Source organism: Pseudomonas migulae NBRC 103157, assembly GCF_002091715.1.
Lineage (GTDB): Bacteria > Pseudomonadota > Gammaproteobacteria > Pseudomonadales > Pseudomonadaceae > Aquipseudomonas > Aquipseudomonas migulae_A.
The window spans coordinates 75,237-101,747 of sequence record NZ_BDAG01000016.1 but is presented as its reverse complement, the minus strand read 5'-3'; the positions used below and the strand labels follow the sequence as shown (position 1 = coordinate 101,747).

At 60.3% G+C, this 26,511-nt stretch carries 16 protein-coding genes; 14 read left to right on the top strand and 2 right to left on the bottom strand.

Annotated elements, in window-relative coordinates:
* Nucleotides 1-548 precede the first annotated feature (548 nt).
* The 14 genes from glgA (at nucleotide 549) to PMI01S_RS14405 (ending at nucleotide 20,732) form a co-directional block, all read left to right on the top strand.
* Nucleotides 549-2,135, top strand: a complete 1,587-nt coding sequence (glgA, locus tag PMI01S_RS14470; RefSeq protein WP_084320683.1) for a glycogen synthase GlgA — start codon at nucleotides 549-551, stop codon at nucleotides 2,133-2,135.
* A gap of 14 nt (nucleotides 2,136-2,149) precedes the next feature.
* On the top strand, nucleotides 2,150-3,946 hold the full coding sequence (gene treZ, locus PMI01S_RS14465; protein ID WP_084320682.1) for a malto-oligosyltrehalose trehalohydrolase: 1,797 nt from the start codon (nucleotides 2,150-2,152) through the stop codon (nucleotides 3,944-3,946).
* Nucleotides 3,943-6,021, top strand: a complete 2,079-nt coding sequence (malQ, locus tag PMI01S_RS14460) for a 4-alpha-glucanotransferase (protein WP_084320681.1) — start codon at nucleotides 3,943-3,945, stop codon at nucleotides 6,019-6,021. The genes treZ and malQ overlap by 4 nt, the downstream gene beginning before the upstream one ends.
* The gene (locus PMI01S_RS14455) at nucleotides 6,018-8,810 is read left to right on the top strand and encodes a malto-oligosyltrehalose synthase (protein ID WP_084320680.1); all 2,793 of its coding nucleotides are present in this window, start codon (nucleotides 6,018-6,020) and stop codon (nucleotides 8,808-8,810) included. The genes malQ and PMI01S_RS14455 overlap by 4 nt, the downstream gene beginning before the upstream one ends.
* A complete protein-coding gene (locus tag PMI01S_RS14450) occupies nucleotides 8,807-9,148 on the top strand; it encodes a DUF2934 domain-containing protein (protein WP_084320679.1) in 342 nt (113 codons plus the stop codon). The genes PMI01S_RS14455 and PMI01S_RS14450 overlap by 4 nt, the downstream gene beginning before the upstream one ends.
* Nucleotides 9,149-9,355: 207 nt before the next feature.
* The gene (gene glgX / locus PMI01S_RS14445; RefSeq protein WP_084320678.1) at nucleotides 9,356-11,515 is read left to right on the top strand and encodes a glycogen debranching protein GlgX; all 2,160 of its coding nucleotides are present in this window, start codon (nucleotides 9,356-9,358) and stop codon (nucleotides 11,513-11,515) included.
* 1 nt (nucleotide 11,516) lies between these two features.
* Nucleotides 11,517-12,506, top strand: a complete 990-nt coding sequence (locus PMI01S_RS14440; RefSeq protein ID WP_084320677.1) for an acyl-CoA dehydrogenase family protein — start codon at nucleotides 11,517-11,519, stop codon at nucleotides 12,504-12,506.
* A complete protein-coding gene (locus PMI01S_RS14435; RefSeq protein WP_084320676.1) occupies nucleotides 12,503-13,261 on the top strand; it encodes a PIG-L deacetylase family protein in 759 nt (252 codons plus the stop codon). The genes PMI01S_RS14440 and PMI01S_RS14435 overlap by 4 nt, the downstream gene beginning before the upstream one ends.
* Complete coding sequence (locus PMI01S_RS14430; RefSeq protein ID WP_084320675.1) at nucleotides 13,258-13,857, top strand: class I SAM-dependent DNA methyltransferase; 600 nt, start codon at nucleotides 13,258-13,260, stop codon at nucleotides 13,855-13,857. The genes PMI01S_RS14435 and PMI01S_RS14430 overlap by 4 nt, the downstream gene beginning before the upstream one ends.
* A complete protein-coding gene (locus tag PMI01S_RS14425) occupies nucleotides 13,854-14,513 on the top strand; it encodes a glycosyltransferase family 2 protein (protein WP_084320674.1) in 660 nt (219 codons plus the stop codon). The genes PMI01S_RS14430 and PMI01S_RS14425 overlap by 4 nt, the downstream gene beginning before the upstream one ends.
* Nucleotides 14,514-14,629: 116 nt before the next feature.
* On the top strand, nucleotides 14,630-15,388 hold the full coding sequence (locus tag PMI01S_RS14420) for a PIG-L deacetylase family protein (protein WP_084320673.1): 759 nt from the start codon (nucleotides 14,630-14,632) through the stop codon (nucleotides 15,386-15,388).
* A 188-nt stretch (nucleotides 15,389-15,576) separates the two neighbouring features.
* Nucleotides 15,577-16,377 carry an endonuclease/exonuclease/phosphatase family protein gene (locus tag PMI01S_RS14415; protein ID WP_084320672.1) on the top strand — a complete coding sequence of 267 codons (801 nt, stop codon included), beginning with the start codon at nucleotides 15,577-15,579 and terminating at the stop codon, nucleotides 16,375-16,377.
* A 419-nt stretch (nucleotides 16,378-16,796) separates the two neighbouring features.
* Entirely contained in the window at nucleotides 16,797-17,864 is a 1,068-nt protein-coding gene (locus PMI01S_RS14410) for an autotransporter outer membrane beta-barrel domain-containing protein (protein ID WP_084320671.1), read from the top strand.
* A gap of 93 nt (nucleotides 17,865-17,957) precedes the next feature.
* Nucleotides 17,958-20,732, top strand: coding sequence for an RHS repeat domain-containing protein (locus PMI01S_RS14405; RefSeq protein ID WP_084320670.1), 2,775 nt, complete (start codon nucleotides 17,958-17,960; stop codon nucleotides 20,730-20,732).
* A gap of 81 nt (nucleotides 20,733-20,813) precedes the next feature.
* On the opposite strand, the gene glgB is transcribed toward PMI01S_RS14405, so the two are convergent.
* Entirely contained in the window at nucleotides 20,814-23,045 is a 2,232-nt protein-coding gene (glgB, locus tag PMI01S_RS14400; protein WP_084320669.1) for a 1,4-alpha-glucan branching protein GlgB, read from the bottom strand.
* A 2-nt stretch (nucleotides 23,046-23,047) separates the two neighbouring features.
* Nucleotides 23,048-26,404, bottom strand: coding sequence for a maltose alpha-D-glucosyltransferase (treS, locus tag PMI01S_RS14395; protein WP_084320668.1), 3,357 nt, complete (start codon nucleotides 26,402-26,404; stop codon nucleotides 23,048-23,050).
* Between the last annotated feature and the right edge of the window lie 107 nt (nucleotides 26,405-26,511).

Genomic DNA, 26,511 nt, shown 5'->3' with positions numbered 1-26,511 from the left:
ATCCTTTACCGGGCAAAAAAGAGGCCCGAACTATAACAAGGCATCCCGTTGGGCAGTAAGGCAGCGGTTCAGCCAAAAGCGGGACTGCACGACGCACCACAATAGTGCGCCGGCGTTGCAGCCCTCGCATATTCGTGTGACCGCCAGGTTACTTTTTGGAGCTCGATCGCAAAAAAACGTGCACTTCGTCGGAGCGTTTGAGCCCTATTCATGCACGTTCGTACCTCTTTGAACCGATTGTCGAACAATTTTGCCATATGCCCTTCACCGCTCTAAGTTCTGGCCTAGACTCATTTTCGCGTGGCAAAACCGGTCGGTCACAAAGTGCAAAAAAAATCGAAACTTTTGCTCTTCGTGGTCGGTCCTCTGACAGGTAGGTGCGTTGCGACTGGTGCAATCCTTGCAACGTCCACTCCAGCCAATCTGCTTCAACGCGTGGGCAGCGTTTGCTGACCAATGCGTCGCGCGTTTGCGCCCGGCCACAGGAAATGGCCACGAAACACCGTTTGCCAGACCTGAGAATTAGATCAACAACAGGGGAGATTCATATGATCAGTGCGGCTTTAGACATCCAGGGAGAACGTGCTCATCAGCAGGTCGGCGAAACGAGCGCCGTGAGCGCCCCAAGTGCCCAATCGATCAACGTCCCGAGCACCAAGACGCTGACACCGGTGGCCAAACAGAATCCAAATCGAAAGAAAGTGTTGTTCGTGACCTCGGAAATCGCCGACCTGGTGAAGACCGGCGGTCTGGGTGACGTCTCGGCAGCATTGCCCCGGGCCATGGCGCAATTGCACGATGTGCGGGTGCTGATCCCCGGTTACCCGCAAGTGCTGCACAGCGAAAACCCGATTCATATTATTGGTGAGCTCGGTGGTCATGCCGCACTGCCACCCTGCAAGATCGGGCGCATGGACATGCCTGACGGTCTGGTCATTTACGTGTTGATCTGCCCTGAACTCTACGAGCGCGAAGGCTCGCCCTACGGCGCCAACAACGGTCGCGACTGGCCGGACAACCATATCCGCTTCGCCCGCCTGGGCCTGGCCGCTGCCGATATCGCCGCCAACCTCGCGCAGATCCACTGGTGCCCGGACCTGGTGCACGCTCATGACTGGCCCGCCGGCCTGGCGCCTGCCTACATGCACTGGCGTGGGCAGCGCACCCCGACACTGTTCACCATTCACAACCTCGCTTATCAAGGCGTGACCAGTCTGGGCTCTTGCCCGGAGCTGGGCATTCCCGCCCATGCCTTGCAACAGGAAGGCATGGAGTTCTACGGCAAGATGTCGTTCCTCAAGGCCGGCATGGCTTACTCGAGCCACATCACCACGGTCAGCGCCACCTACGCTCAGGAAATCACCACGCCGGCGTTCGGCTGCGGCCTCGACGGTTTTCTTGCCGCCAAGACCCAGCAAGGTCTGCTCAGCGGCATTCCCAATGGCATCGATGAAAGCTGGGATGCGGCCACCGACCCGCACCTGTTCTGCCCGTTCAGCATCGGTGACTGGGAAGGCAAAGCGGTCAACGCGGCGCACGTGCGCGACCTGTTTGGCCTGGACGACTCAGAAGGCCCGCTGTTTGCCGTGGTCTCGCGCCTGGTCTACCAGAAAGGCCTGGACCTGACCGAAGCCGTGTCCGAGTACATCGTCCAGTCGGGTGGCCAGATCGCGATCATCGGCCGTGGCGAGCCGGAAGAAGAACAAGCCATGCGCGAACTGGCCCTGCGTTTCCCCGGGCAAATCGGTGTACGCATCGGCTTCAACGAAACAGACGCCCGCCGCATGTTCGCCGGCAGCGATTTCCTGCTGATGCCATCGCGTTATGAACCGTGCGGCCTGAGCCAGATGTACGCCCAGCGCTTCGGCTCGTTGCCGGTTGCGCGCAACACCGGAGGCCTGGCCGACACCATCGAAAACGGCGTGACCGGTTTCCTGTTCGACGAATCCACCGTTGAGAGTTATCAGGAAGCCCTGAGCCGCGCCTTCAAGGTGTTTGCCTTCCCCGACCTGCTCAACGCCATGCGGTGCCGCGCCATGGCCGCGCCGTTCAACTGGTGCAAAGCGGTCGAACCCTACGCCGAACTCTATGAACAGCTTGTTGCTAAAGCACTGGGGAAATCGAACAGACAGTAAGAGGTTTTTGAACAATGCCGTTACGGACCCTTGAGACCTGGCCCCACGGCGCAATCATGCTGGACGCAGAACACACGCGTTTTGCCTTGTGGGCGCCAGATGCGTTTTTTGTCAGTGTCGAACTGGAAGATGGACAATCCTTGCCGCTACTGCCTCAGGCCGATGGCTGGTTCGTGATCAAAACGCGTTGCCCCGCAGGCACGCGTTATCGCTACAACATCGACGGTGAGATTGAAGTACCCGACCCGGCCTCCCGCGCGCAGGCCGGTGATATTGATCGGCACAGCGTGGTGGTCGATCCCCTCGCCTACACCTGGCAACACAGCACGTGGCTGGGGCGGCCATGGAACGAGGCAGTGATCTACGAATTGCATGTCGGTGCGCTGGGCGGCTTCAGCGAAGTCGAACAGCACCTGGAGCGCCTCGCGGCGTTGGGCATCACGGCCATCGAGCTGATGCCCATCGCGCAATTTCCCGGTGAACGGAACTGGGGCTACGACGGGGTGCTGCCCTACGCGCCCCAGGCGTCCTATGGCACCCCCGAACAGCTCAAGCACCTGATCGACACCGCCCACGGCCATGGCTTGGCGGTGATCCTCGACGTGGTCTACAACCACTTCGGCCCGCATGGCAATTACCTGCATCGCTACGCCAAGGGCTTCTTCAATGAAGACAAGCACACCCCCTGGGGCGCGGCCATCGATTTCCGGCGGCGCGAGGTGCGAGACTTCTTCATCGACAATGCGTTGATGTGGTTGCTGGAATACCGCTTTGACGGTTTGCGCTTTGATGCGGTGCACGCCATCGAAAGCCCGGACTTTCTTCAGGAACTGGCGCATCGCATTCGACAACAGATCGATCCGGCAAGGCATGTCTGGTTGACGGTCGAGAACGAGCACAACCAGGCCAGCCTGCTGCAAGAAGGGTTCGATGCGCAGTGGAACGACGATGGCCACAACGCGTTGCACGTGCTGCTGACCGGTGAAACCGATGCCTATTACGCCGACTATGCCGACAACCCCACTGAACAATTGGCTCGCTGCCTGAGCCAGGGCTTCGTGTTTCAGGGCCACACCAACCGCCATGGCGAAGCCCGCGGTGAGCCCAGTGGTCACTTGCCGCCCACCGCGTTCGTGCTGTTTTTGCAGAACCATGACCAGATCGGCAATCGCGCGTTCGGCGAACGGCTGCACCAACTGGCCCACCCCGACGCATTGAAAGCCGCAACAGCATTGTTGCTGTTGTCGCCGATGATCCCATTGATGTTCATGGGCGACGAATTCGCCGCGCAAGAGCCGTTTCTGTTCTTCACCAGCCATCACGGGGAACTTGCGGAACTGGTTCGCGAAGGACGACGTAGCGAGTTTTCCGCGTTCAGCGCGTTTGCCGATCCGGAAAAGCGCGAACAGATCCCCGACCCGAACGCGCAACAGACGTTCGAAGACTCCCGTCCGAACCTTGCGGCGAGCCGGCAGTCCGCCATTTACGCGCTGTACCGCCAACTGTTGGAGATCCGTCATGAGCAGATCATCCCGCACTTGTCTGGCGCCCACCCGTTGGGGGCCGACGTACTGGCGCAAGGCGCGGTGACGGCGCGCTGGCAACTGGGCGATGGCAGCCTGCTGCGCATTGACCTGAACCTCAGCGACACGCCGGTGGTCCACTCCCCACAGGCCGGCACTTCGTTGCTGTTCGAACACCCGCCGAAGTCCGCCGACCTGTTGGATCAGGGCACGCTTGCCCCGTATTGCGCGCTAGTCAGCCTCACGGCCGCAGCCCCTTTGCTACCCCCGGATGGAGAGCGCCAATGAGCGATGCGCAACTGGAAATACTGGCCGGCCGAGCTGGCCTGGCCGTCGACTGGATCGACGCCAACGGCCGCCCACAGAAAGTCGCCCCATCAGTGTTACGCAACGTCCTGAGCGGACTCGGCCACCCGGCCGGCAGTGCCCAGGAAATCGATGCCAGCCTGCTCGAATTGCAGCAGGTGCAACAGACCCGGCACCTGCCGCCGCTGCTGACCGCAGACTTTGGCGTAAGCCTTAACCTCGCGCATTATTTCGAGCCGGAAACCGCCTGCGAGATCCACCTTGAAGATGGCTCGCGACTCAGCTTGAAACTGGATGCCGAGGCGATGTTGCCCGGCCTGATCCCGGTCGGTTACCAGCATGTCAGCATTGACGGGCAGAGCTTTACGCTGGCCGTGGCACCGGCGCGCTGCTACAGCGTCGGCGATGCCGTCGACAGTCCGATCCCCCGTACCTGGGGCCTGAGCGTACAGCTGTATTCGCTGCGCCGTCCCGGCGATGGCGGTTGCGGCGATACCCAGGCACTGGAGGATCTCGCCCGGGTGGCCGGTGAGCGTGGCGCCGAAGCGTTGGCGATCAGCCCGCTGCACGCCATGTTCAGCAGCGACACCCAGCGCTACAGCCCCTATTCGCCGTCCAGCCGTTTGTTTCTCAACAGCCTGTACGCCGCGCCTGGCGCAATCCTTGGTGAGCGAGCGATGCGCACGGCGATTGATGCCACCGGGCTCGCCGCTGAACTCAAGCACCTTGAAGCACTGCCATTGATCGACTGGCCCGTCGCCGCCGAAGCCAAGCATCGCCTGTTGCAGGCGTTGTACGAAGGCTTTGTCCAGGGCGAACACCCGTTACATGCCGACTTCAGCAGCTACCGCCACGCGGCCGGCGAAGCCCTGGAAAACCACTGCCGCTTCGAAGCCATTCAGGAAGCCCGCGCCGCCAAGGGTGAAAACCTCGACTGGCGCGAATGGCCCGAGCAATGGCGCGATCCGCGCAGCGCGGCACTGGCTGAATTCGCCGAAGAGAATGCCGGGCGCATTGGCTTCTTTGCCTTCTGCCAATGGCTGATCACCCGATGCCTGGAACGCGCTCAAGCCGCCGCCCGCAGCAGCGGCATGAGCATTGGCTTGATCGCCGACCTGGCCGTCGGTGCCGACGGCGGTGGCAGCCAGGCCTGGAGTCGCCAGGATGAACTGCTCGCGTCCCTGACCGTGGGCGCGCCGCCGGACATTCTCAACCGCACCGGCCAGGGCTGGGGGATTTCCGCGTTCTCGCCAGAGGGTCTGGTGCGCAACGGCTTTCGCGCTTTCATCGAAATGCTCCGGGCCAACTTCGCCCACGCTGGCGGCCTGCGCATCGATCACGTCATGGGCCTGCAACGGTTGTGGGTAATCCCTAACGGCGCAATACCCGCTGACGGCGCTTATCTCTATTACCCGGTTGACGATTTGCTGCGCCTTCTGGCCCTGGAATCCCATCGGCATCAGGCCATCGTCCTTGGCGAAGATCTCGGCACGGTGGAAGACAGCCTGCGGGAAAAACTCATCGCCCGCGCGATCCTCGGCATGCGCGTGATGCTGTTCGAACAGGACAACACTCGCTTCAAACCGATCCTCGACTGGCCGGACAACGCACTGGCGACCACCAGCACCCACGACCTGCCGACGCTCAACGGCTGGTGGCATGGCCGCGATATCGACTGGAACGCCAGGTTGGGGCTGGTCGATGCCCAGAGTGAAATCGAGTGGCGCCATCATCGTGAACGGGAGCGCGAAGGCTTGCGCCGCGTATTGAGCGAAGACCCGCAGAACTTTCGTGAGGAGTCCCACGAAACCGACCAGGTACTCGATGCCGCCATTCGTTTCCTCGGTCATACCCGCGCGCCGCTGGTGTTGCTGCCGCTGGAAGATGCCTTGGGCATCGAGCAGCAGGCCAACCTGCCCGGCACCATCGATACGCATCCCAATTGGTCGCGACGTTTACCCGGCTACAGCGAAGCGCTGCTCGATGACCCGGACGCCGCCCGGCGCCTGGAACTGCTCGCTTGCGCGCGACTTCAGGCTGCCGAGCGTGACCGATGAATCCGCCACGTATTCAACCGCTGCGCGCAACGTTGCGATTGCAGTTTCATAAAGGTTTCACGCTCGACGATGCGGTGCCGCTGGTGCCGTATTTCGCCAGCCTCGGCATCAGTCATGTCTACGCCTCGCCGCTGCTGAGCGCCCGCGCCGGTTCCATGCATGGCTATGACGTGGTCGACCCGACCACGGTCAATCCTGAACTGGGCGGCGAAGCAGCATTGCGCCGTCTGGTCAGCGCATTGCGTGCGCAGAACATGGGCTTGATCCTCGACATCGTCTCCAACCACATGGCCGTTGGCGGCGGTGATAACCCCTGGTGGCTGGACTTGCTGGAATGGGGGCGCCTGAGCCCTTACGGCGAGTTCTTCGACATCCAGTGGCATTCGCCCGATCCGTTGATGGAAGGCCAGCTGCTGTTGCCCTTCCTCGGCAGCGACTATGGCGTTGCGTTGCAGGACGGGACCCTGCCCTTGCGCTTCGATGCGCAGCGTGGCGCATTTTATGTCGAGCACTACGATCACCACTTCCCGATTTGCCCAATGAATTTTGGCGAACTGTTGAAAGCGGATGACGAGCAACTCAAGTCCCTGGCCGACCGCTTCAGCACCTTGAGTTATCAGACCGACGCCCACCGTCTGGCGATGCCGCTTAAAGAAGAGCTGCGCGAACTCGCCAGCGACCCGGCCGTGCTTCAAACCATCGAACAGAACCTTGAAGCCTACGACTCGCTGACGCCGGACGGCTTCCAGCGTCTGCATCAGTTGCTGGAGCGCCAGAGCTATCGCCTCGCCAGTTGGCGCACGGCAGCGGACGACATCAACTGGCGGCGCTTTTTCGATGTCAACGAACTGGGCGGACTGCGCGTGGAGCGTCCGGCGGTGTTCGAAGCGACCCACGCGAAAATCTTCGAACTGGTGGCTGAAGGCCTGATCGATGGTCTGCGTATCGACCACATCGACGGCCTCGCCGATCCGCGCGGTTATTGCCGCAAACTGCGGCGCCGGGTCGACAGCCTGGCGCCGGACCGGCACTTGCCGATCTACGTCGAGAAGATCCTTGGCGAGGGGGAAACCCTGCACCGTGACTGGTCGGTGGATGGCACCACGGGTTACGAATTCATGAACCAGTTGTCGTTGCTGCAACATGACCCGGACGGCGCACAAACCCTGGGCGAACTGTGGAGTCGCTGCAGCGAGCGGCCCGCCGATTTCCGTCAGGAAGCGCAACTGGCGCGTCAGCAGATTCTCAACGGTTCCCTCGCCGGTGATTTTGAAAGCGTCGCCCAAGCCCTGTTGCAAGTGGCCCGGGATGACCTGATGACCCGCGACCTGACCCTCGGCGCGATTCGCCGGGCGTTGCAGGAACTGATCGTGCATTTTCCGGTGTATCGCACCTACATCAGTCCCCGTGGGCGCTCCACTGAGGACGATGTGTTTTTCCAGCAAGCCATGGACGGTGCGCGGCAAACCCTCGGCGAGGCCGATTGGCCCGTGCTTGATTGCCTGGCCCGATGGCTGGGCGGTGAACCGTGGCGCAAACGTCCGGTGGGCCGGTCGCGCAAGATGCTCAAACATGCTTGCGTACGCTTTCAGCAGCTGACGTCGCCAGCGGCGGCGAAGGCCGTGGAAGACACCGCGTTCTATCGCTCGGCGGTGCTGTTGTCGCGCAACGACGTGGGTTTCAGCACCGAGCAATTCAGTGCGCCGGTGGCCGACTTTCATGCGGCGTGCCTCAATCGCCTTGAAGAATTCCCCGACAACCTGCTGGCCACTGCGACCCACGACCACAAACGCGGCGAAGACACCCGCGCCAGGCTGGCGGTGTTGAGCGAACGCAGCGCGTGGTTCGCCTGGCAGGTACCGCTCTGGCAGACGCTGGCCCGGCCGCTGCGCGACGACGACCAGATGCCGTCCGCGGGCGATGAACTGATCCTCTATCAAGCGCTCCTCGGCAGCTGGCCGCTGGATCTGCGCAACGACGATAAGGCGGCGTACGAGAACTACACTCAACGTGTTTGGCAGTGGCAACAGAAAGCTTTGCGCGAAGCTAAATTACAAAGCAGTTGGAGCGCACCCAACGATGCTTACGAACACGCGGCTCACCAATTCCTCGAACGCCTGCTACTCAGCCCCGAAGGTGAACGGCTGCGCGCAGCTCTGGCTAAAGCGGCGATGTCGATTGCTGCACCCGGTGCACTCAACGGCTTGGCGCAAACCTTGCTGCGCATGACCGTGCCGGGCGTTCCGGACCTTTACCAAGGCAACGAATACTGGGACTTCTCGCTGGTCGACCCGGACAACCGTCGCCCGGTGGATTACGCCAGTCGTCAACAAGCCATGCAGCGTCCGCTGGACCTGCCTGACCTGCTGGCGAACTGGCGGGACGGGCGTATCAAACAAACCCTGATCGCGCGCACGTTGAACCTGCGCGCCGAACAGGCCGAGCTGTTTCAGCGTGGCTCGTATCAAGCGCTGGAAGTGGTCGGCAGCGAGGCACACCGGGTGCTGGCATTTGCGCGCTCGTACAACCAGAAACAAGCCATCGTGATCGTACCGATACGCTGTGCAGGCCTGCTGGAAAACAGTGCCGAGCCCCAGGTCGGCGCGCAGCAGTGGGGCGATACGCGGGTCAAATTACCGTTCACCACCCCTGACGAGAATCTGAAGGGACTTTTTTCCAGCGTCGCAGTCACAGAACACAAGGAGCTGATGATTGGCGCTGCGCTGGGGGATTTCCCGGTCAATCTCTTTATCCAAAACTTTGAGTTCAGTTCAGGAGCATTGCGATGAGTACCGACGAAAAACGCATCCGCGAATTTGCCTATCAGATCTGGGAATCGGAAGGGAAACCCGAGGGCGAGGAAGCTCGTCATTGGGAGATGGCTCGCAAGCTGGCTGAAGCCGAAGCCCTCGCACCGAAGAAGTCCCCGAAGGCTGCCGCAAGCAAAGCCGTCACCGCCAAACCGGCGGCCAAAGCGGATGGCAAGCTCAACGGTCAGGCCGATGGCAAGGCTGCGGCATCGAAAGCCAAGGCCAAACCGGCCGCGGCGGCTGCGAAAGTCACCCCGCCGGGTGAGAAAGCCGCCCAGAAAAAACCGCGCACCACGAAAAAACCACCCGCGGTTTGACGCTTCACTTCATTGCCGCTTGATTGAACCCGTGGCGAGCCTGCTCGCCACCGTGGGCGCGCTCGCCCCGAAAAACCTGTAGTAGCGAGCTTGCTCGCGATGGACGTTAACGATAACGCGTACTTTCTGACTAAACGCGTCGCTCTTTTGTCCATCGCGAGCAAGCTCGCTCCTACAAAAAGCATTCCCCATTTTGCAGGAGCACCTATGACCAGTCCGAAAAATTCCGCGCCAGAACCTCAAGCAGAGGCCTCGCGAATCCGTGAAGGCTTGCCCTTCCCGCTGGGCGCCACCTGGGATGGTCTGGGGGTCAACTTTGCGTTGTTTTCCGCCAACGCAACCAAGGTCGAACTGTGCATTTTCGATGACGCCGGTGAAGTCGAACTGGAACGCATCGAACTGCCGGAATACACCGATGAGATCTACCACGGTTATCTGCCCGACGCCCACCCGGGGCTGATCTACGGCTACCGTGTCTACGGAGCCTATGACCCGGCCAACGGTCATCGCTTCAACCACAACAAATTGCTGATCGACCCCTACGCCAAACAACTGGTCGGCCAGTTGAAATGGTCCGAAGCGCTGTTCGGCTACACCATCGGCCACCCTGACGCCGACCTCAGTTTCGACGAGCGCGACAGCGCGCCGTTCGTGCCCAAATGCAAAGTCATCGATCCGGCACACACCTGGGGCCATGACCATCGCGTCAGCGTGCCGTGGGACAAGACGATCATTTATGAGACTCACGTGCGCGGCATCAGCATGCGTCACCCTTCCGTCCCCGAGAACCTGCGCGGCACCTTCGCCGGGTTGATGGTCGATGACGTGCTGGAACACATCCGCAAGCTCGGGGTGTCGTCGGTAGAGTTGTTGCCGATCCATGCCTTCGTCAACGACCAGCATCTGCTGCACAAAGGCATGACCAATTACTGGGGCTACAACAGCATCGCGTTTTTCGCCCCCGACCCGCGCTACCTGGCCAGCGGCAAGATCGCCGAGTTCAAGGAGATGGTCGCGCACCTGCACGAAGCCAATCTCGAAGTGATTCTCGACGTGGTCTACAACCACACCGCCGAGGGCAACGAACAAGGCCCGACCCTGTCGATGCGCGGCATCGACAACGCCTCTTACTACCGCTTGATGCCTGACGACAAGCGCTACTACATCAACGATTCCGGCACCGGCAATACGCTGGACCTGAGTCACCCGTGCGTGCTGCAGATGGTCACCGACTCCTTGCGCTACTGGGCCACGGAAATGCACGTGGACGGCTTCCGCTTCGACCTGGCGACCATTCTCGGGCGTTACCACCACGGCTTCGACGAACGTCACAGCTTCCTCGTTGCCTGCCGCCAGGACCCGGTGCTGCGTCAGGTGAAGATGATTTCCGAACCCTGGGATTGTGGCCCCGGAGGTTATCAGGTCGGTGGTTTTCCGCCAGGCTGGGTCGAGTGGAACGACAAATTCCGCGACACCGTGCGCGCGTTCTGGAAAGGCGACGACGGCCAACTGGCGGACTTCGCCAGCCGCATGACCGCGTCCGGTGAAATGTTCAACCAGCGCGGCCGGCGGCCATACGCCTCGTTGAATTTCATTACGGCGCATGACGGGTTCACCCTCAATGACCTCGTGTCGTACAACGACAAACACAACGAAGCCAACGACGAGAACAACCAGGACGGTAGCAACAACAACCTGTCCTGGAACCACGGCGTTGAAGGTCCGACCGACGATCCCGAGATCAACGAGCTGCGTCAGCGGCAGATGCGCAATTTCTTCGCCACGCTGTTGCTGTCCCAAGGCACGCCGATGCTGGTGGCCGGTGACGAGTTTGCCCGCACTCAGGAAGGCAACAACAACGCCTATTGCCAGGACAGCGAGATCGGTTGGGTCAATTGGGACCTGAGCGAGGATGGCAAGGCATTGCTGAAATTCGTCAAACGCCTGATCAAGTTGCGCCTGACTTACCCGATATTGCGTCGCGGACGCTTCCTGGTGGGCAATTACAACGAGGACATCGGCGTCAAGGACGTCACTTGGCTCGCACCGGATGGTAGCGAGATGAGCATCGAGCAATGGGAAGATGCGCACGGCAAATGCCTGGGCATGTTGATGGACGGCCGCGCCCAGGAAACCGGAATTCGCCGCAAGGGCGGTGACGCGACCTTGCTGCTGGTGGTCAACGCGCACCACGACATCGTCAACTTCACTTTGCCGGAAGTACCGGACGGCGGATTCTGGACTTGCATGATCGACACCAACCAACCGTCGATTCGTGGTCAGGAACGCTTCGAGTTCGGTCGTGAATATTCCGTCACCGGCCGTTCGCTGCTGCTGTTCGAATTGCAGCACGAGGAAGAAGAGTGAAATGGACCTACAGGCTTTTCTCCATCGACAGTCAGCGGACTACACCGATACACGGGCGTTAGGCCGGTGCTTGCGGGAGCTGGTCGAGGCCGGTCTTGATCAGCTTCCGCTGCCCGGCAGCGGCCGGACGCTGGAACGCTTTCAGCGTCTGGCCGAGGTCGGCGGGCATGATCTGGGGTTGTGCAAGTTGTACGAGGGTCATACCGATGCTCTTGCGATCATTCAGCAACTCGGCGGTTCGCCCACACCTTCCAGCACCTGGGGAATGTGGGCCGCCGAGCCGCCGGATGCGCGGGTGCGGGTCACCCCTCAAGGCCAGATGGTTGCACTGAACGGGCGTAAGGCCTGGTGTTCAGGCGCGACGGTATTGAGCCACGCGTTGCTGACGACGTGGGATCAACAGGACCGCCAGCAATTGGTGGCGGTGGCGCTGGATCAACCCGGCGTGACCCTCACCGATCAAGGCTGGCAAGCGGTGGGCATGGGCGCCACCGGCAGCGTTGAAGTGCTGTTCGACGGTGCCGAAGCCCAGGCCATCGGCAACCCCGGCGACTACCTGCAACGCCCTGGCTTCTGGCAAGGCGGAATCGGCATTGCGGCGTGTTGGTACGGCGCGGCGCAGAGTCTGGCCGAACGTCTGCGCAGGCACTGCGGCCATCGCGAAGAACCCCACGCCCTCGCCCACCTTGGTGCAGTCGACAGCGCGCTGCATGCCGCGGCAACAGTGTTGCGATTCAGCGCATTGAGCCTCGATGCCGCGCCACAGGAAGACGCCGAACGCCTCGCTCGTCGCGCCCGGGCGGTGGTGGAAAATGCCGTCGAACAGGTGATCCTGCACGTCGGCCACGCCGTCGGCGCCGGTCCTTACTGCAAGGATCGGCAGTTCGCCCGACTGATTGCCGACCTGCCAGTGTTCCTGCGTCAAAGCCACGCCGAACGCGACCTCGCCGCGCTCGGCCAGCACGTCATCAATGGAACATGGACGTTATGAAAACCAATCCCATCGTCGGTCAGGGCACGCCCTTGCACCTGTGGCAAACCTCCAGCCACCTGGCGCAAATGCCAGTGATCGACATCCTCGACCTGGTGCCCGAAGGTTCCCGGGCCGTGGTCATCGCCCCGCACCCTGACGACGAAGTGCTTGGCTGCGGCGGTTTCCTGCAGTTGCTCGCCGCCGCGGAACGGCCGTTGCAATTGATTTCGGTCACCGACGGCAGCGCGAGCCATCCCGGCTCCCGGCGCTGGCCGGTCGAGCGCTTGTGTGCGGTCCGTCCGCAAGAATCCGTTGAAGCGTTGCGTCGACTCGGCCTGCCGTTGCACAGCCTCAAATGGTTGCGCGGCGGGTTCGCCGACAGTCAGGTCGCGGCGCGGGAAACGCAATTGGTGGAATTCATCGAACGTCACCTGCGCCCCACCGACGTGGTTTTCACCACGTGGCGCGAGGACGGCCATTGCGACCATGAAGCGGTTGGGCGCGCCAGTGCCGCGGCGGCGAAACGTGTCGGCGCAACGGTGCATGAACTGCCCGTCTGGACGTGGCATTGGGCAACCCCTGAAGACAGCCTGGTGCCCTGGCAGCGAGCACGGAAAATCCTGCTGGCCCCGCCGCTGGTCGCGCGCAAGCGTCATGCCATTCATGCCTTTGCCAGTCAATTGGAGGGCGACCCAAACATTGGCTTGCCGCCGGTGCTGGCGCCGTATGTGCTTGATCGATTACTGCAACCGTTTGAGGTGGTGTTTCTATGAGTGTCGAGGATCGCTACTTCGACGGGTTGTTTGCCGGCAGCGACGACCCCTGGGCGTTTCGTCAGCGCTGGTACGAACAGCGCAAACGCGCGATCACCCTCGCTACGTTGCCCCGCCCCCGCTACCGCTCCATCTTCGAACCCGGTTGCGCCAACGGGGAGTTGAGTGCCGAGCTGGCCGCTCGCTGCGATCGCCTGTTGTGCTGCGACACCGCAGCCGCTGCCGTGACGCTGGCCAGAACGCGCCTGAGTCTGTTCGACCACGCCGAAGTCCGCCAAAGCCGCTTGCCCGGCGACTGGCCGAACGAACAGTTCGACCTGATCGTGCTCAGTGAAGTCGGTTACTACCTGGACGCCGGTGATCTCGAACAACTCATCGAGCACGCGGCACAGTCACTGACCGCCGACGGCCAATTGCTGGCCTGCCACTGGCGTCCGCCGATCGATGGCTGCCCGCTTAACGCCCGACAGGTTCATGACCTGTTGCACGAGCATCTTCACCTGCCGCGCCTGGTCCTGCATCAGGAAGCCGATTTCCTGTTGGAACTCTGGAGCCGCGAACCGCGCTCGGTGGCGAAGCTGGAGGGCTTGCGATGATCGGCATCCTGATCCCGGCGCATAACGAGGAAGACCTGCTCGAAGACTGTCTGCAAGCTGCGCTGCGAGCCGCGCAACATGAGCTGTTGGGCGGTGAGACAGTCGTCGTTCTGGTGGTGCTCGACAGTTGCACGGATCGATCGTCCGACATCGTCGGCAGTTACCCGGTGCACTGCCTGGAAATCAACGCACGCAATGTTGGCCAGGCCCGCGCTGCGGGTGCGCGGTTTCTGCTGGAGCGCGGGGTGCGCTGGATTTCCTGCTCCGACGCCGACAGTCGCGTGGCTCACGACTGGCTGGTGGCGCAACTGTCGCTGGAGGTGGATGCTGTGTGTGGCACGGTCACCGTGGAAACCTGGGACGAATCGTTCAGTGAGTCGGCACAGATTCAGTATCACCAGCACTATCAGAACCGTGAGGGACATCGACATATTCACGGCGCCAATCTCGGGATCAGCGCCGACGCTTACCGGCGCGCAGGCGGTTTCGAACCCCTGGCGAGCGATGAAGACGTGCAACTGGTGCGGCAACTCGAACGCTGCGGCGCGACGATTGCCTGGAGCCAGCGTCCTCAGGTGCTCACCAGTGCGCGCCTGGACAGTCGGGCCCGGGGCGGCTTCGGTGATTACTTGCGCGAACTCGTACAGGCCGGATAAAAATCAGATCGAACATCGACGCGACGAATAGCCGTACTTGAGCAATACTCTGCTCGCTGCAATCCAGGGTTCGGAACGCGGCACTCTGCTATCAACCAGAACAAGGACGTAGCCCGATGAAATCCGTTTCCATCAGCGACAGCAGCCCTTCAGCGCAGATCTGGAATAGCGCTCTTCAGCTGGACAATGTTCCGGTCATCAATACGCAGACCCTGGTCCCCGCTGGCGGGCGCGCCGTGGTGATCGCGCCGCATCCCGGTGACGAAGTGGTGACCTGCGGCGGTCTGCTGCAATTACTCAGTGCCCTTGGCCATCCCCTCCAATTGATCTCGATCACCGACGGCAGCGCCAGTCATCCGGGGTCGCAGCAATGGTCAGAGAAGCGCCTCAGTGTGTTTCGCCCCCAGGAAAGCGTCGAAGCCTTGCGCCGGCTCGGGTTGCCGATGCACAGCCTGAAGTGGATTCGCGGCGGTTTTACCGACAACGCCCTGGCCGAGCGCGAGCTTCAATTGACCCAGTTCATCGCTCGCTATCTGCGGCCTGGCGATGTGGTGTTCACCACCTGGTGCGAGGACGGCAATATCGACCATGAAGCCGTCGGTCGTGCCAGCGCTAAAGCTGCGGCCTCGGTCGGCGCCGCGTTCAACGAAATGCCCGTCTGGGCCTGGCACTGGCCGTTGCGTGACAGTGGATTGATCCCTTGGCATCGCGCCCGCAAGGTTCGTCTCGATACGTGGTCCGTCGCGCGCAAAAGCCACGCCACCCACGCTTATGCCAGTCAGCTCGATGGTGAGCCGGCCATCGGTATCGCCCCGCTGCTGCCACCGGTGCTGCTTGAGCGTATGCGGTTGCCGTATGAAATCGTATTCGTCTGAACTACACCTATCCAATATGGGAGCGGGCTTGCTCGCGAAAGCGGTCTGTCATCGAACATTGATGCCGACTGATCTATCGCATTCGCGAGCAAGCCCGCTCCCACAGGGAATGGGGCGTACATTCGTACTGAACTGCCTGCCGCCACATCAGTCGCATACATAAGCAACCCTGATTCAGAGGAGTGAAAGTGAGCGATGACTCCAAACGGCAATCCGTCGACTCGGTGCCATTGAACACGCCCCCGGCGATTCATCGACTTCGGGTGCTGACCGTCAACACCCACAAGGGCTTCACCGCACTCAACCGACGCTTCATACTCCCGGAGCTGCGTGAGGCGGTACGCAGTACCTCGGCAGATCTGGTGTTCCTGCAGGAAGTCGTCGGCGAACACGAGCGGCATTCTTCCCGTTTCAATAATTGGCCGCAGACCTCGCAATACGAGTTTCTGGCCGACAGCATGTGGAGCGATTTCGCCTACGGGCGCAACGCGGTCTACCCTGATGGCCACCACGGCAATGCACTGCTGTCAAAATATCCGATCCGCGAATACCGCAACCTCGACGTCTCGATCACCGGGCCCGAGCGTCGCGGACTGTTGCATTGCGTGCTGGACGTGCCGGGACACGCCGAAGTCCATGCCATCTGCGTGCACCTGAGCTTGCTGGAAAGCCATCGCCAATTGCAGCTCGAATTGCTCTGCCAGCTGCTGGAGTCATTGCCCGACCATGCCCCGGTGATCATCGCCGGCGACTTCAACGACTGGCAGCTACAAGGCAACACCGCCCTCGCCCGTCGCGATTACCTGCACGAAGTCTTCGAACGCCACCATGGTCGTCCTGCCAAAACCTATCCGGCGCGGTTTCCGTTGCTGCGCCTGGACCGGGTTTATCTGCGCAATGCCAGCAGCCACGACCCGCGGATATTGGGAAGCAGGCCATGGACGCATTTGTCGGATCATTTGCCGTTGGCGGTTGAAGTGCATTTATAGCGCCACCTTCTAGCGCCCTCATTTTCTCAAGCATTATTGACAGTAATCCGGGTGGGGATTTGATTGGCTGTCCTGTCGGCCAATCAGGTTCACTTACCGATTGTCGGTTGCCAAAAAGCCTCTGGATCACGGTTCCCATGATGATTTTTCGTACAAACAAGAACTTAGATAAGTACTAAAAAACAATTAGTTGCATCGGCTAAATTAGCCATACCGCTCATCGTTCATTTTCTTGACGCGGAGCTTTGAGTCTTCTTAGCTTCACCGTACTACCCCCGGAAGTAACACCTGAGGCAAACCATCAGACACCCGTGAAAACGGGCGGGCCAAGGCTTGCCCCACTCCATTCGGTCGCCCCTCATTCGGGGTAGGAGAGACGCCAGAGCGAGATGCCGCATGCGACTGCAAGGTAGACCTCCATGAAAACTTCATTCACCCCACAAGAGATCAAAGTCACTTTTTGCACTGTCTCGAGTTCACTCCTGCTGTGCTCATCCATGGAAGTGCAGGCCTCACCTGCCGAGGAAGAAACACCCCCCTGGTATGACCAGGAGATTCCGGCGCTTACCTTGCCCGCGCTCGCAGCAACCTACCCCGGCCGCTTCAGCGCCAATCCTGATTTGCGAAGTTCACACCTGACCGTCGAAGACGCTGCGCCGTCGGCCTGGGATCAGCTTTATGGACAGGCGTCGCGTCAAGCTCTAACCGATTACCAGTCCCATGGCTTCACGCTGCCTGGCGCCAATCAACTCAAAGGCCCGGCGATCCTGACCCTGCAAAGTGGCAGCGGCCATACCCAGCAGTTCGGTCTGATCGGCGGCACCAGTCAGTTCCAGAGTAACGGCAACGGCCTGCTGACCAGTCGCGCCCTCGCCGCCCCCAACACTGACACGCTTAACCTGCAAGGCCAGAGCCTCGGCGCCTACTACAGCCTGACCGGCCCCCAAGGCTGGCACGTGGATTTGACGGCCAGCGGAGGTCGGGTCAACGGCATCAGCCGCACCGAACAAGGCGCCCGGCAAGTCACCGAAGGCAGCGCAGTCACCTTCTCGGTGGAAGGCGGCTTTCCGATTGGTCTGAGCGACAACTGGGTCGTCGAGCCCCAGGCGCAGTTGATCAACCAGCGAATCACACTGGACACGCCGTACGCAGGTTCGGGCAATGCGTCGTCCAGCGACCTGTCCTCCTGGAGCGGCCGGGTCGGTGCGCGATTGAAAGGTAGTTACGACATCAACGGCCTCGCGGTTGAACCGTATGTGCGGACCAACTTGTGGCACACGGTGTACACCGGCAATACCGTGACCCTCGATCAGGTCGACAAGATCAGCAGCAGCCGCTACTCATCCACCGTCGAAGTGGGGTTGGGTCTGGTGGCCAGGGTCACGCCCGCCGTGAGTCTGTACTTCAGCGCCGATTACAGCAGTGATGTGGATGACAATGATTTGAATGGGTTGATTGGCAGTCTGGGTGTGCGGATGCGGTGGTGAAAAACCTGTTCTACCTGTTACTTCTTACAGTAGGCAGGCTTGTGGAGGTCGTGCATTGTGAAGAACAGTTCACTTTGATCAGGACCCGCAGGGATGCCGACAGCGACTTCGACACACGCGCATGCCGACACACCGACCCTTCGGGTGTCGGATGCGCGAGGGTTGCTGGTCAGGACGGTGCAGTTTCATCGGCGGGAGGCTGCTGATCCTGTTGATACGCGAGTGACCCATCAACGGTTCGACGCGGCGGGCCGGTTGGTGGGCAGTCGTGATCCATATCTGTTTGATCTGGCTCATACCGATGTATTGGCACCTTTTAACCTGAGCCAAGTGGTGAGCCTGTCTGGTGCTCCGCTTTCGACCCGCAGCGTCGATGCCGGATGGCGTGTTGTGTTGAACGGTGAAGCCGGTCAACTTGTTGAAAGCTGGGACGGTCGCGGCAGCCATTCGCTGACTGAGTATGATGAACTGCTGCACCCGGTGGCCGTGCGTGAATACGGGCGGGAAGTGGCCGAGCACTCGCTCGAACGATTTACCTACGCCGGGGTTGGCGCGGAGTACGCCGCGCACAATCTGTGTGGCCAGTTGATTCGCCACGATGACCCGGCCGGCACTGTGCATGTTCGCGACTTGAGCCTCTTCGGCAGCGTGCTGAAACAGACGCGGCAATTCTTGATCAGCATCGATCCGCCCGATTGGCCCGTCGATATGACAGAACGAAACGCCTTGCTCGAGTCCGGGGATGGCGCGACCACTTCTTACGCCTACTCCGCCACCGCCGAGCCCCTGCGCCAAACGGACGCGTTCGGCAATGTGCAAGCCTTCGCCTACACCCTCGCCGGGCAACTGAAAAACACCCGCCTGACCTTGGCCGGTGATGGACAAACCGAGAAGGTTCTGGTCAGCGCTATCCACTACAACGCCACCGGCCAGATCGAAGCGGAAACCGCCGGCAACGGCGTCATCACCCGCCACCATTACGACGAGGCCAACGGCCGGCTGACCGAACTGAGCGCCCACAAAGCCGATGGCACGCCGCTGCAGATCCTCAAATATCTCTACGACGCCGTGGGCAATGTGCTGAGCATCGAGGATGCCGCGCAACCGATCCGCTACTTCAACAACCAGCGCATCGAGCCGATCAAAACCTACCGCTACGACACGCTTTACCAGCTGATTTACGCCACCGGTTGCGAAGCCAAAACCAGCCGCGGCGGCCCCGCCCTGCCCGACTTTCAATCCTTGCCGCCCGATCCCGGCCAGATCGCCAACTACGCACAAACCTTCTACTACTGCGCCGGCGGCAATCTGCTGAATCTGGAGCATGTCGGCGCGCAAGCCCACAGCCGCACCTTGACCCGTTCCCGCTACAGCAACCGCTGCTTGCCCGAGCGCGACAACCGCCCACCGACCGAGGCAGAACTGGCCGCAGGGTTCGATGCCAACGGCAATCTGTGGGAGTTGCAACCCGGTCAGCGGCTAAGTTGGGACCTGCGCAACCAACTCAGGAAAGTCTGTCCCGTCGTGCGCGAAGATAAACAAGATGACTGCGAATGCTATATCTACGACGGCAGCGGTCAACGAGTGCGCAAGGTGCATTCCGCCCAAACCAACGCGCGTACGATCATTCGCGAGGTGCGTTACCTGCGCGGCCTGGAAATCCGCAGCCACAGCGGCACCGGGGAAATCCTCCACGTCATCACCGCCAGTGCTGGCAGCAACAGTGTGCAGGTGCTGCATTGGGTGCCGACGCCACCCGATGAAATGAAGCAGGATCAGGTGCGTTACGCCCTCAACGATCACTTGAAATCCAGCATGCAGGAACTGGATCAAAACGCCGACCTGATCAGCCAGGAATGGTATTACCCGTTCGGCGGGACTGCTCTGTGGGCAGGTCGCGACGAAACCGAAGCCAAATACAAAACCATCCGTTACTCGGGCAAGGAACGGGATGCCACGGGGCTTTATTGCTACGGCCTCCGTTATTACGCACCGTGGTTGCAACGCTGGATCAATCCTGATCCCGCGGGACCTATCTACGGGCTCAACTATTACTGCATGGTCAGCAACAATCCCACCACCTTTCTGGATGTACTGGGCAAGAAAGGCGAAAGGTACAACGATGAAGATCTAAACAACTTCAAAAAAGAACTTAAGGAGTCCACATCAATAACAAACGCCATCAAAGACAATAAAGAAATACAGAAAATTCTCGGAAAAATAAACAAGACGAAATCGATATCAAAACCCGAGCACTTTGGAAAGTTTGCAACAAGAATACTTTTAGTGCGCGCAGAACTGAAAAATGAAAAAGAACGGCTAGGGCCAGACATTTACAGGATGGCTGACGAACTCTTCCGGTCTGCACTGGGCTTTAATTCAACAACTAGTGGATCTTATGTAGCCTGGAAGGCACCTGCTTTCAACTTATTTGAAGGACCAGGCTGGAGCGCTCCCCAACCTTCTGGGGGTAGTCGGTCGAGTAGCTCTCAACGAGCACAATCAGAACGGCCGCAATCTGAACCAAACCGTCGACCTGAAGCGTCCCATTCGCGCAACAGTCATAAACCCGAAAGTCCATTTATAATGCCTGAAATGCTGCCATCGCAAACGGATGAAAAAATCTCCAAGGGATACAATATCGCCATCGAGATTATCAATAACAAGAATAACATTCGCGCTATTTTTCCTGACGAAGACGACAACAGTAGAAGCCTGCGATACAAGCAACTTGCATTACTTATACACCCAGGCAAACTCAAACTAGAGCAAGTGCCTGACGTTAAAAAAAGAGCCGAAGAAGCCACTACAATAATTACAGTCTGGAAAGCGAACGGATATCCCGGAGCAACAACAAGTCGTCGATAATCCAGATGCCATCAAGGTGAGCCCCTTTTTTACAGACCCGTATCTGTAGGAAAGGGGCTACCGATAATCAATGTCCCTTGATCACCCCTCCGGCCGCAACATCAACACCGCCAACGGCGGCAAATTCAGCACCAGCGACAACGCCTGCCCATGGCTCGCCTCCTCCTCGGTAAATGCCCCGCCGCTGTTCCCGTAATTCGACCCGGCATACATCGCCGCATCGCTGTTGATCACCTCCGTCCACCGCCCGGCAATCGGCACGCCAATGCGATAGCCCTCACGTGGCACCGGCGTAAAGTTGGCGACAATCAATACCGGCCGCCCATCCTTGCTCCAGCGCATAAACGCGTAAACGCTGTTGATCGCGTCATCGCCGATCAACCACTGGAATCCTTGCGGCGCGTCGTCCTGGTCATGCAAGGCGGGTTCTTCGCGGTACAACCGGTTCAGGTCGCCGACGAGTTTCTGCACGCCTTTGTGTTCCGAATACTGCAGCAAGTACCAATCCAGCTGCTGATCGTGGTTCCACTCGCGCCACTGACCAAATTCGCACCCCATGAACAACAGCTTCTTGCCCGGATGTGCCCACATGAAGCTCAGGTACGCCCGCAGGTTGGCGAATTTCTGCCAGCGATCACCGGGCATTTTGTCGATCAGCGAGTGTTTGCCATGGACCACTTCGTCGTGGGAGATCGGCAGGATAAAGCGCTCGGACCAGGCATACACCAGGCCGAAACTCAGTTCGTTGTGGTGATGGGCGCGGTACACCGGGTCTTGCTGGATGTAATGCAGCGAATCGTGCATCCAGCCCATGTTCCATTTGTAGTCGAAACCCAGGCCACCTTGTTGCGTGCTCTGGCTGACGCCGGGCCATGCCGTGGACTCTTCGGCGATCACCAGCGCGCCGGGCGCTTCCAGGTTGACCACGTCGTTGAGGTGGCGCAGGAAGTCGATCGCTTCAAGGTTCTCCCGACCGCCGTGACGGTTCGGCACCCACTCGCCGGCCTTGCGCGAGTAATCGCGGTACAGCATCGATGCCACCGCATCGACGCGCAGGCCGTCGACATGGAAATGCTTGAGCCAATGCAGACCCGAGGCCAGCATGTAGCCGTGCACTTCGGTGCGGCCGAGGTTGTAGATCAGCGTGTCCCAATCCTGGTGGAAGCCTTCCTGCGGGTTGCCGTATTCGTACAGCGCGGTGCCGTCGAATTGCGCCAGGCCGTGGGTATCGGTCGGAAAATGCGCCGGGACCCAATCGAGGATAACGCCGATGTCGGCCAAGTGGCAGGCGTTGACGAACGCCGCGAAATCATCCGGAGAACCGTAACGGGCGCTCGGGGCAAACTGTGAAAGCAGTTGATAGCCCCACGAGCCGCCAAACGGGTGTTCCATGATCGGCATCAGTTCAATGTGGGTGAACCCCAGTTCCTTGACGTACGGAATCAACCGTTCGCCCAGCTCATGCCAGGTGTACTGGCGGGCCACTTCGCCCAGATCGTCCAGCTCGCATTGCCACGAACCGGCGTGCAATTCGTAGATCGACAGCGGCGCGCTCGGTTTTGAACGCTCGACGCGAGCCTGCATCCACTCGTGGTCCTGCCAGTCGATATTCAGCGGTGAAGCGACCTTCGACGCAGTGTCCGGCGGCAGTGTCGTGGCCAGCGCCATCGGATCGGCCTTGAGCGGCAGAATGCCGTGGGCGCCAAGGATCTCGTACTTATAGGCTTCCCCCGCTTGCAGGCGCGGGATAAACAACTCCCAGACGCCGGTCGGGTGACGCAGGCGCATCGGGTGCCGACGGCCGTCCCAGTTATTGAAGTCACCCACCACCGACACCCGTTTGGCGTTCGGTGCCCACACGGCGAAACGTACGCCGTCAACACCGTCGACGTTTTTCAGTTGCGCACCCAGGCAACTGCTCAAGTCACGGTGATTGCCTTCGGCAAACAGGTACAAATCCATTTCACCGAGCAGCGGGCCGAAGCTGTAAGGGTCTTCGGAAACCTGTTCGCCGCCCGCCCAACGTGTGCGCAGCACATACGGCTGCGCCCGATCGAAATGCCCGACGAACAGCCCCGGCGTTTCGGTGGCCTCAAGGCTGCCGAGTTCTTCCCCGGAGTCCTTGGCCAACACCTGCACGCTCAGCGCGTCAGGCAGATAGGCACGAATGAATTGGCCACCGGCATCGTCGCCATGGGGACCGAGAATTGCAAAGGGGTCTTGATGCTGGGCGCGTACCAGCGCGTCGATGTCCCGCGATCTGGGCAGTAACGCCTCTTTAGCGTGACCCTGTTCCTTGTTCGAGAAACTCATGACTACTCTCCACCAAGATCGGAAAAGGGTTTAAGCCCACTCAATAATCCATATAAACCGTGCAACGGCACGGGCAGCCAGGTAGGCCGATTTTCTGCTTCATAGGCCACCTCATACGCCGCTTTTTCCAGACCGAACAACGCCAGCGCGGCGTCCTCGCCTTCCGGATCTTGCCACGCATGAGCAAGACTAGCTGCCGCCAGCCGATAAGCGTCGACAAATGCCTGTTTCGCTTCATTTAAATAGCGGTCCGAGACCCGCAGCCGTGCTGCCCGGGCATCGGCGGTGTTATCAACGTTGTTCACGTTGATCGCCATGGCCGCCGCGTAGTCGAACGAGCGCAAGACGCCGCTCACGTCCTTGTACGGGCTGTGCTTGCCGCGCCGTTCAGACAGTGGGCGCGCCGGTTCACCTTCAAAGTCGATCAGGTAAGCGTCGCCCTTGATCACCAGCACTTGTCCCAGGTGCAAGTCGCCATGGACGCGGATACGCAAACCACCGATCGCCTTTTTGCCCAATTCATGGACGTGACTGAGGATGGCTTTTTTGTTGTCCAGTAAACGAGTGACCAGGGTTTTGTCCGCGGGGTTCAGTTCGTTTTGATGTTGCTTGAGTAACTTCAGCGCGTGCTCCAGTTGCGCGACGACATCCTTGGCCGAGGCCAGGGCATCTTTTTGCGAGGTGACTTGCGGTGCGAAGTCCGGATTGTCCGTCGGCGCGGCCAGCACCTGATGCATTTCCCCCAGACGCTGACCGAGCATGCCAGCGAAGTCTCGCAGTTCGCCGAGGGCGTTGTAGTGCTGCTCCTGCTCGGACATGGCATCGGCGAGTTCGTCGCGCAGTGCCCGTTCGAGGTTGTTCTGCGTCCACTCCCACGCATCGCCCTGATTGCTCAGATAGCCTTGGGCGATCATCAGCAGGTTGTCTTCGCCCTTGGCATCACGGCGGACCACCGACCCCAGTAACGGCGAAATATTGGCGAAGCCGGCACCGGTCAGGTACGCGCTCATTTCCAGTTCCGGGTGCACGCCCGGGGCGACCTTGCGGATCAGTTTGAGCACCAGGCTGCTGCCGATCACCACCGAGCTGTTGGACTGTTCGGCCGACAGGTAACGCACTTCCGATTCAGCCGTCAGGCCCAGTCTGGCCAGCTCGGCAGTCGGCTGGAAACGAATCTCGCCGCCATCGGAAGGCAGCACGGTGTTGTCCTGCATGCCTTGCAAGACTGCGCGGATGAAGTGTTCAAGACTGAAAGCATCGGTGATCAAACCCACCTGCGGACCGCGTCGCACCCGAGACAGCGCCAGTTGCTGTGGCAACGCGGGGCCCACCTGATCATCCGCAATGAAGCCGAACGGCAGCTGATAGCGGCTGGTCTGGCCGCCGCTCGTGACTTCGATTTCACTCAACAACACCGGGTGCAGCGCATCACCGAAGCGCACGCCGTAGGCCAAGTTGACCTTGTCGATGGTCGCGTCCTTGCCGGCGAACCAGCGTCGGTTTTGCAACCAGTTTGGCAGGATGTCCTGTTCCAGCGTGCCGCGTGACGGCGCTTCGAGCAGTTCTTCCATGCGTTTTTTCAGCACCAGAGTGGTGAAGTCCGGCAGGCTTTGCGCCGGTTCTACGTGCCAGCTAGGCATTTGATTCTCCGCTGCGAGTCCGAACCAGTAAAAACCGTAAGGCGCCAGGGTCAGGAGGAAATTCAACTGGCCAATCGGCGGGAACGCGTTACCGCCCAACATCTCCACCGGCACCATGCCGACGTAGGCCGACAGGTCCAGTTCTGCCGCTTGGGCGCTGCGCGACACGTTGGCCACGCACAGGATAATTTCGTGCTTGCCGTCCGCACCGGTGAATTCTCGGGTATAAGCCAGAATTCGCCGGTTGCTCGGCGACAGCATTTTCAGTGTGCCGCGTCCGAACGCCTTGGATTGCTTGCGCACGGCGAGCATGCGGCGGGTCCAGTTGAGCAGCGAATGCGGGTCACCGGCCTGGGTTTCGACGTTGACCGACAGGTAACCGTATTGCGGGTCCATGATCGGCGGCAGCACCAGGCTCGCCGGATCGGCGCGGGAGAAGCCGCCGTTACGGTCAATCGACCATTGCATCGGCGTGCGCACGCCATCGCGGTCACCGAGGTAGATGTTGTCGCCCATGCCGATTTCATCGCCGTAATACAGGGTCGGCGTGCCGGGCATCGACAGCAGCAGGCTGTTGAGCAATTCCACACGGCGACGGTCGCGTTCCATCAATGGTGCGAGACGACGGCGAATCCCCAGGTTGATCCGCGCCCGACGGTCGGCCGCGTAGTAATTCCACAGGTAGTCACGCTCCTTGTCGGTGACCATCTCCAGCGTCAGCTCATCGTGGTTGCGCAGGAAAATCGCCCACTGGCAGTTGGCCGGGATCTCCGGGGTCTGGCGCAGAATGTCGGTGATCGGGAAGCGGTCTTCCTGGGCCAGCGCCATGTACATGCGCGGCATCAACGGGAAGTGGAAGGCCATGTGGCATTCGTCGCCGTTGAGGCCTTTGGCGTCGGTGTCCCCGCTCTCTGATTTACCAAAATACAGCTGCGTATCTTCCGGCCATTGGTTGGCCTCGGCGAGCAGCATGCGATCGGGGTAATTGGCGTCGATTTCAGCGCGGATCTGCTTGAGAACGTCGTGGGTCTCGGGCAGGTTTTCGTTGTTGGTGCCGTCCCGCTCGATGAGGTACGGAATCGCATCCAGCCGCAAACCGTCGATGCCCATGTCGAGCCAGTAGCGCATCACCGACAGCACGGCCTTCATCACTTGCGGGTTATCGAAATTCAGGTCCGGTTGGTGCGAATAGAAACGGTGCCAGAAGTACTGGCCGGCGACCGGGTCCCAGGTCCAGTTGGATTTCTCGGTGTCGAGAAAGATGATGCGGGTGCCATCGTATTTTTGATCGTCATCGGACCAGACGTAAAAGTCCCGCGCCGCCGAACCGGGTTTGGCTTTGCGTGCCCGTTGAAACCAGGCGTGCTGGTCCGAGGTGTGGTTGATGACCAGTTCGGTGATGACCCGCAAGCCACGCTTGTGGGCTTCAGAGATAAAGCGCCTGGCATCGGCCATGGTGCCGTAATCGGAATGCACGCCACGGTATTCGGCAATGTCGTAGCCGTCATCGCGTCGTGGCGACGGGTAGAACGGCAGGAGCCAGATGGTATTGACACCGAGATCGGCGATGTAATCGAGTTTGGCGATAAGACCGGGAAAGTCGCCGATTCCGTCGTTGTTGGAGTCGAAAAAAGACTTAACGTGAACCTGATAGATCACTGCATCCTTGTACCAGAGCGGGTCCTTGATAAAGGTGGCAGCCTTGGGTTTCTTCGCCATTTGAAACTCCTGTTGAATTCGAAATAGCCACTTGCCTAAAGCGCGATGAAAAAACCTGTGGGAGCGGGCTTGCTCGCGAATGCGATCGATCTGCCAACATTGATGTT

Coding starts and splice junctions, on each gene's coding strand:
- glgB (WP_084320669.1), bottom strand. CDS start 23,045: ATGAGTTTCTCGAACAAGGAACAGGGTCACGCTAAAGAGGCGTTACTG.
- PMI01S_RS14420 (WP_084320673.1), top strand. CDS start 14,630: ATGAAATCCGTTTCCATCAGCGACAGCAGCCCTTCAGCGCAGATCTGG.
- glgA (WP_084320683.1), top strand. CDS start 549: ATGATCAGTGCGGCTTTAGACATCCAGGGAGAACGTGCTCATCAGCAG.
- glgX (WP_084320678.1), top strand. CDS start 9,356: ATGACCAGTCCGAAAAATTCCGCGCCAGAACCTCAAGCAGAGGCCTCG.
- PMI01S_RS14405 (WP_084320670.1), top strand. CDS start 17,958: ATGCCGACAGCGACTTCGACACACGCGCATGCCGACACACCGACCCTT.
- PMI01S_RS14455 (WP_084320680.1), top strand. CDS start 6,018: ATGAATCCGCCACGTATTCAACCGCTGCGCGCAACGTTGCGATTGCAG.
- PMI01S_RS14425 (WP_084320674.1), top strand. CDS start 13,854: ATGATCGGCATCCTGATCCCGGCGCATAACGAGGAAGACCTGCTCGAA.
- PMI01S_RS14440 (WP_084320677.1), top strand. CDS start 11,517: ATGGACCTACAGGCTTTTCTCCATCGACAGTCAGCGGACTACACCGAT.
- PMI01S_RS14450 (WP_084320679.1), top strand. CDS start 8,807: ATGAGTACCGACGAAAAACGCATCCGCGAATTTGCCTATCAGATCTGG.
- malQ (WP_084320681.1), top strand. CDS start 3,943: ATGAGCGATGCGCAACTGGAAATACTGGCCGGCCGAGCTGGCCTGGCC.
- PMI01S_RS14410 (WP_084320671.1), top strand. CDS start 16,797: ATGAAAACTTCATTCACCCCACAAGAGATCAAAGTCACTTTTTGCACT.
- PMI01S_RS14430 (WP_084320675.1), top strand. CDS start 13,258: ATGAGTGTCGAGGATCGCTACTTCGACGGGTTGTTTGCCGGCAGCGAC.
- treS (WP_084320668.1), bottom strand. CDS start 26,404: ATGGCGAAGAAACCCAAGGCTGCCACCTTTATCAAGGACCCGCTCTGG.
- PMI01S_RS14435 (WP_084320676.1), top strand. CDS start 12,503: ATGAAAACCAATCCCATCGTCGGTCAGGGCACGCCCTTGCACCTGTGG.
- treZ (WP_084320682.1), top strand. CDS start 2,150: ATGCCGTTACGGACCCTTGAGACCTGGCCCCACGGCGCAATCATGCTG.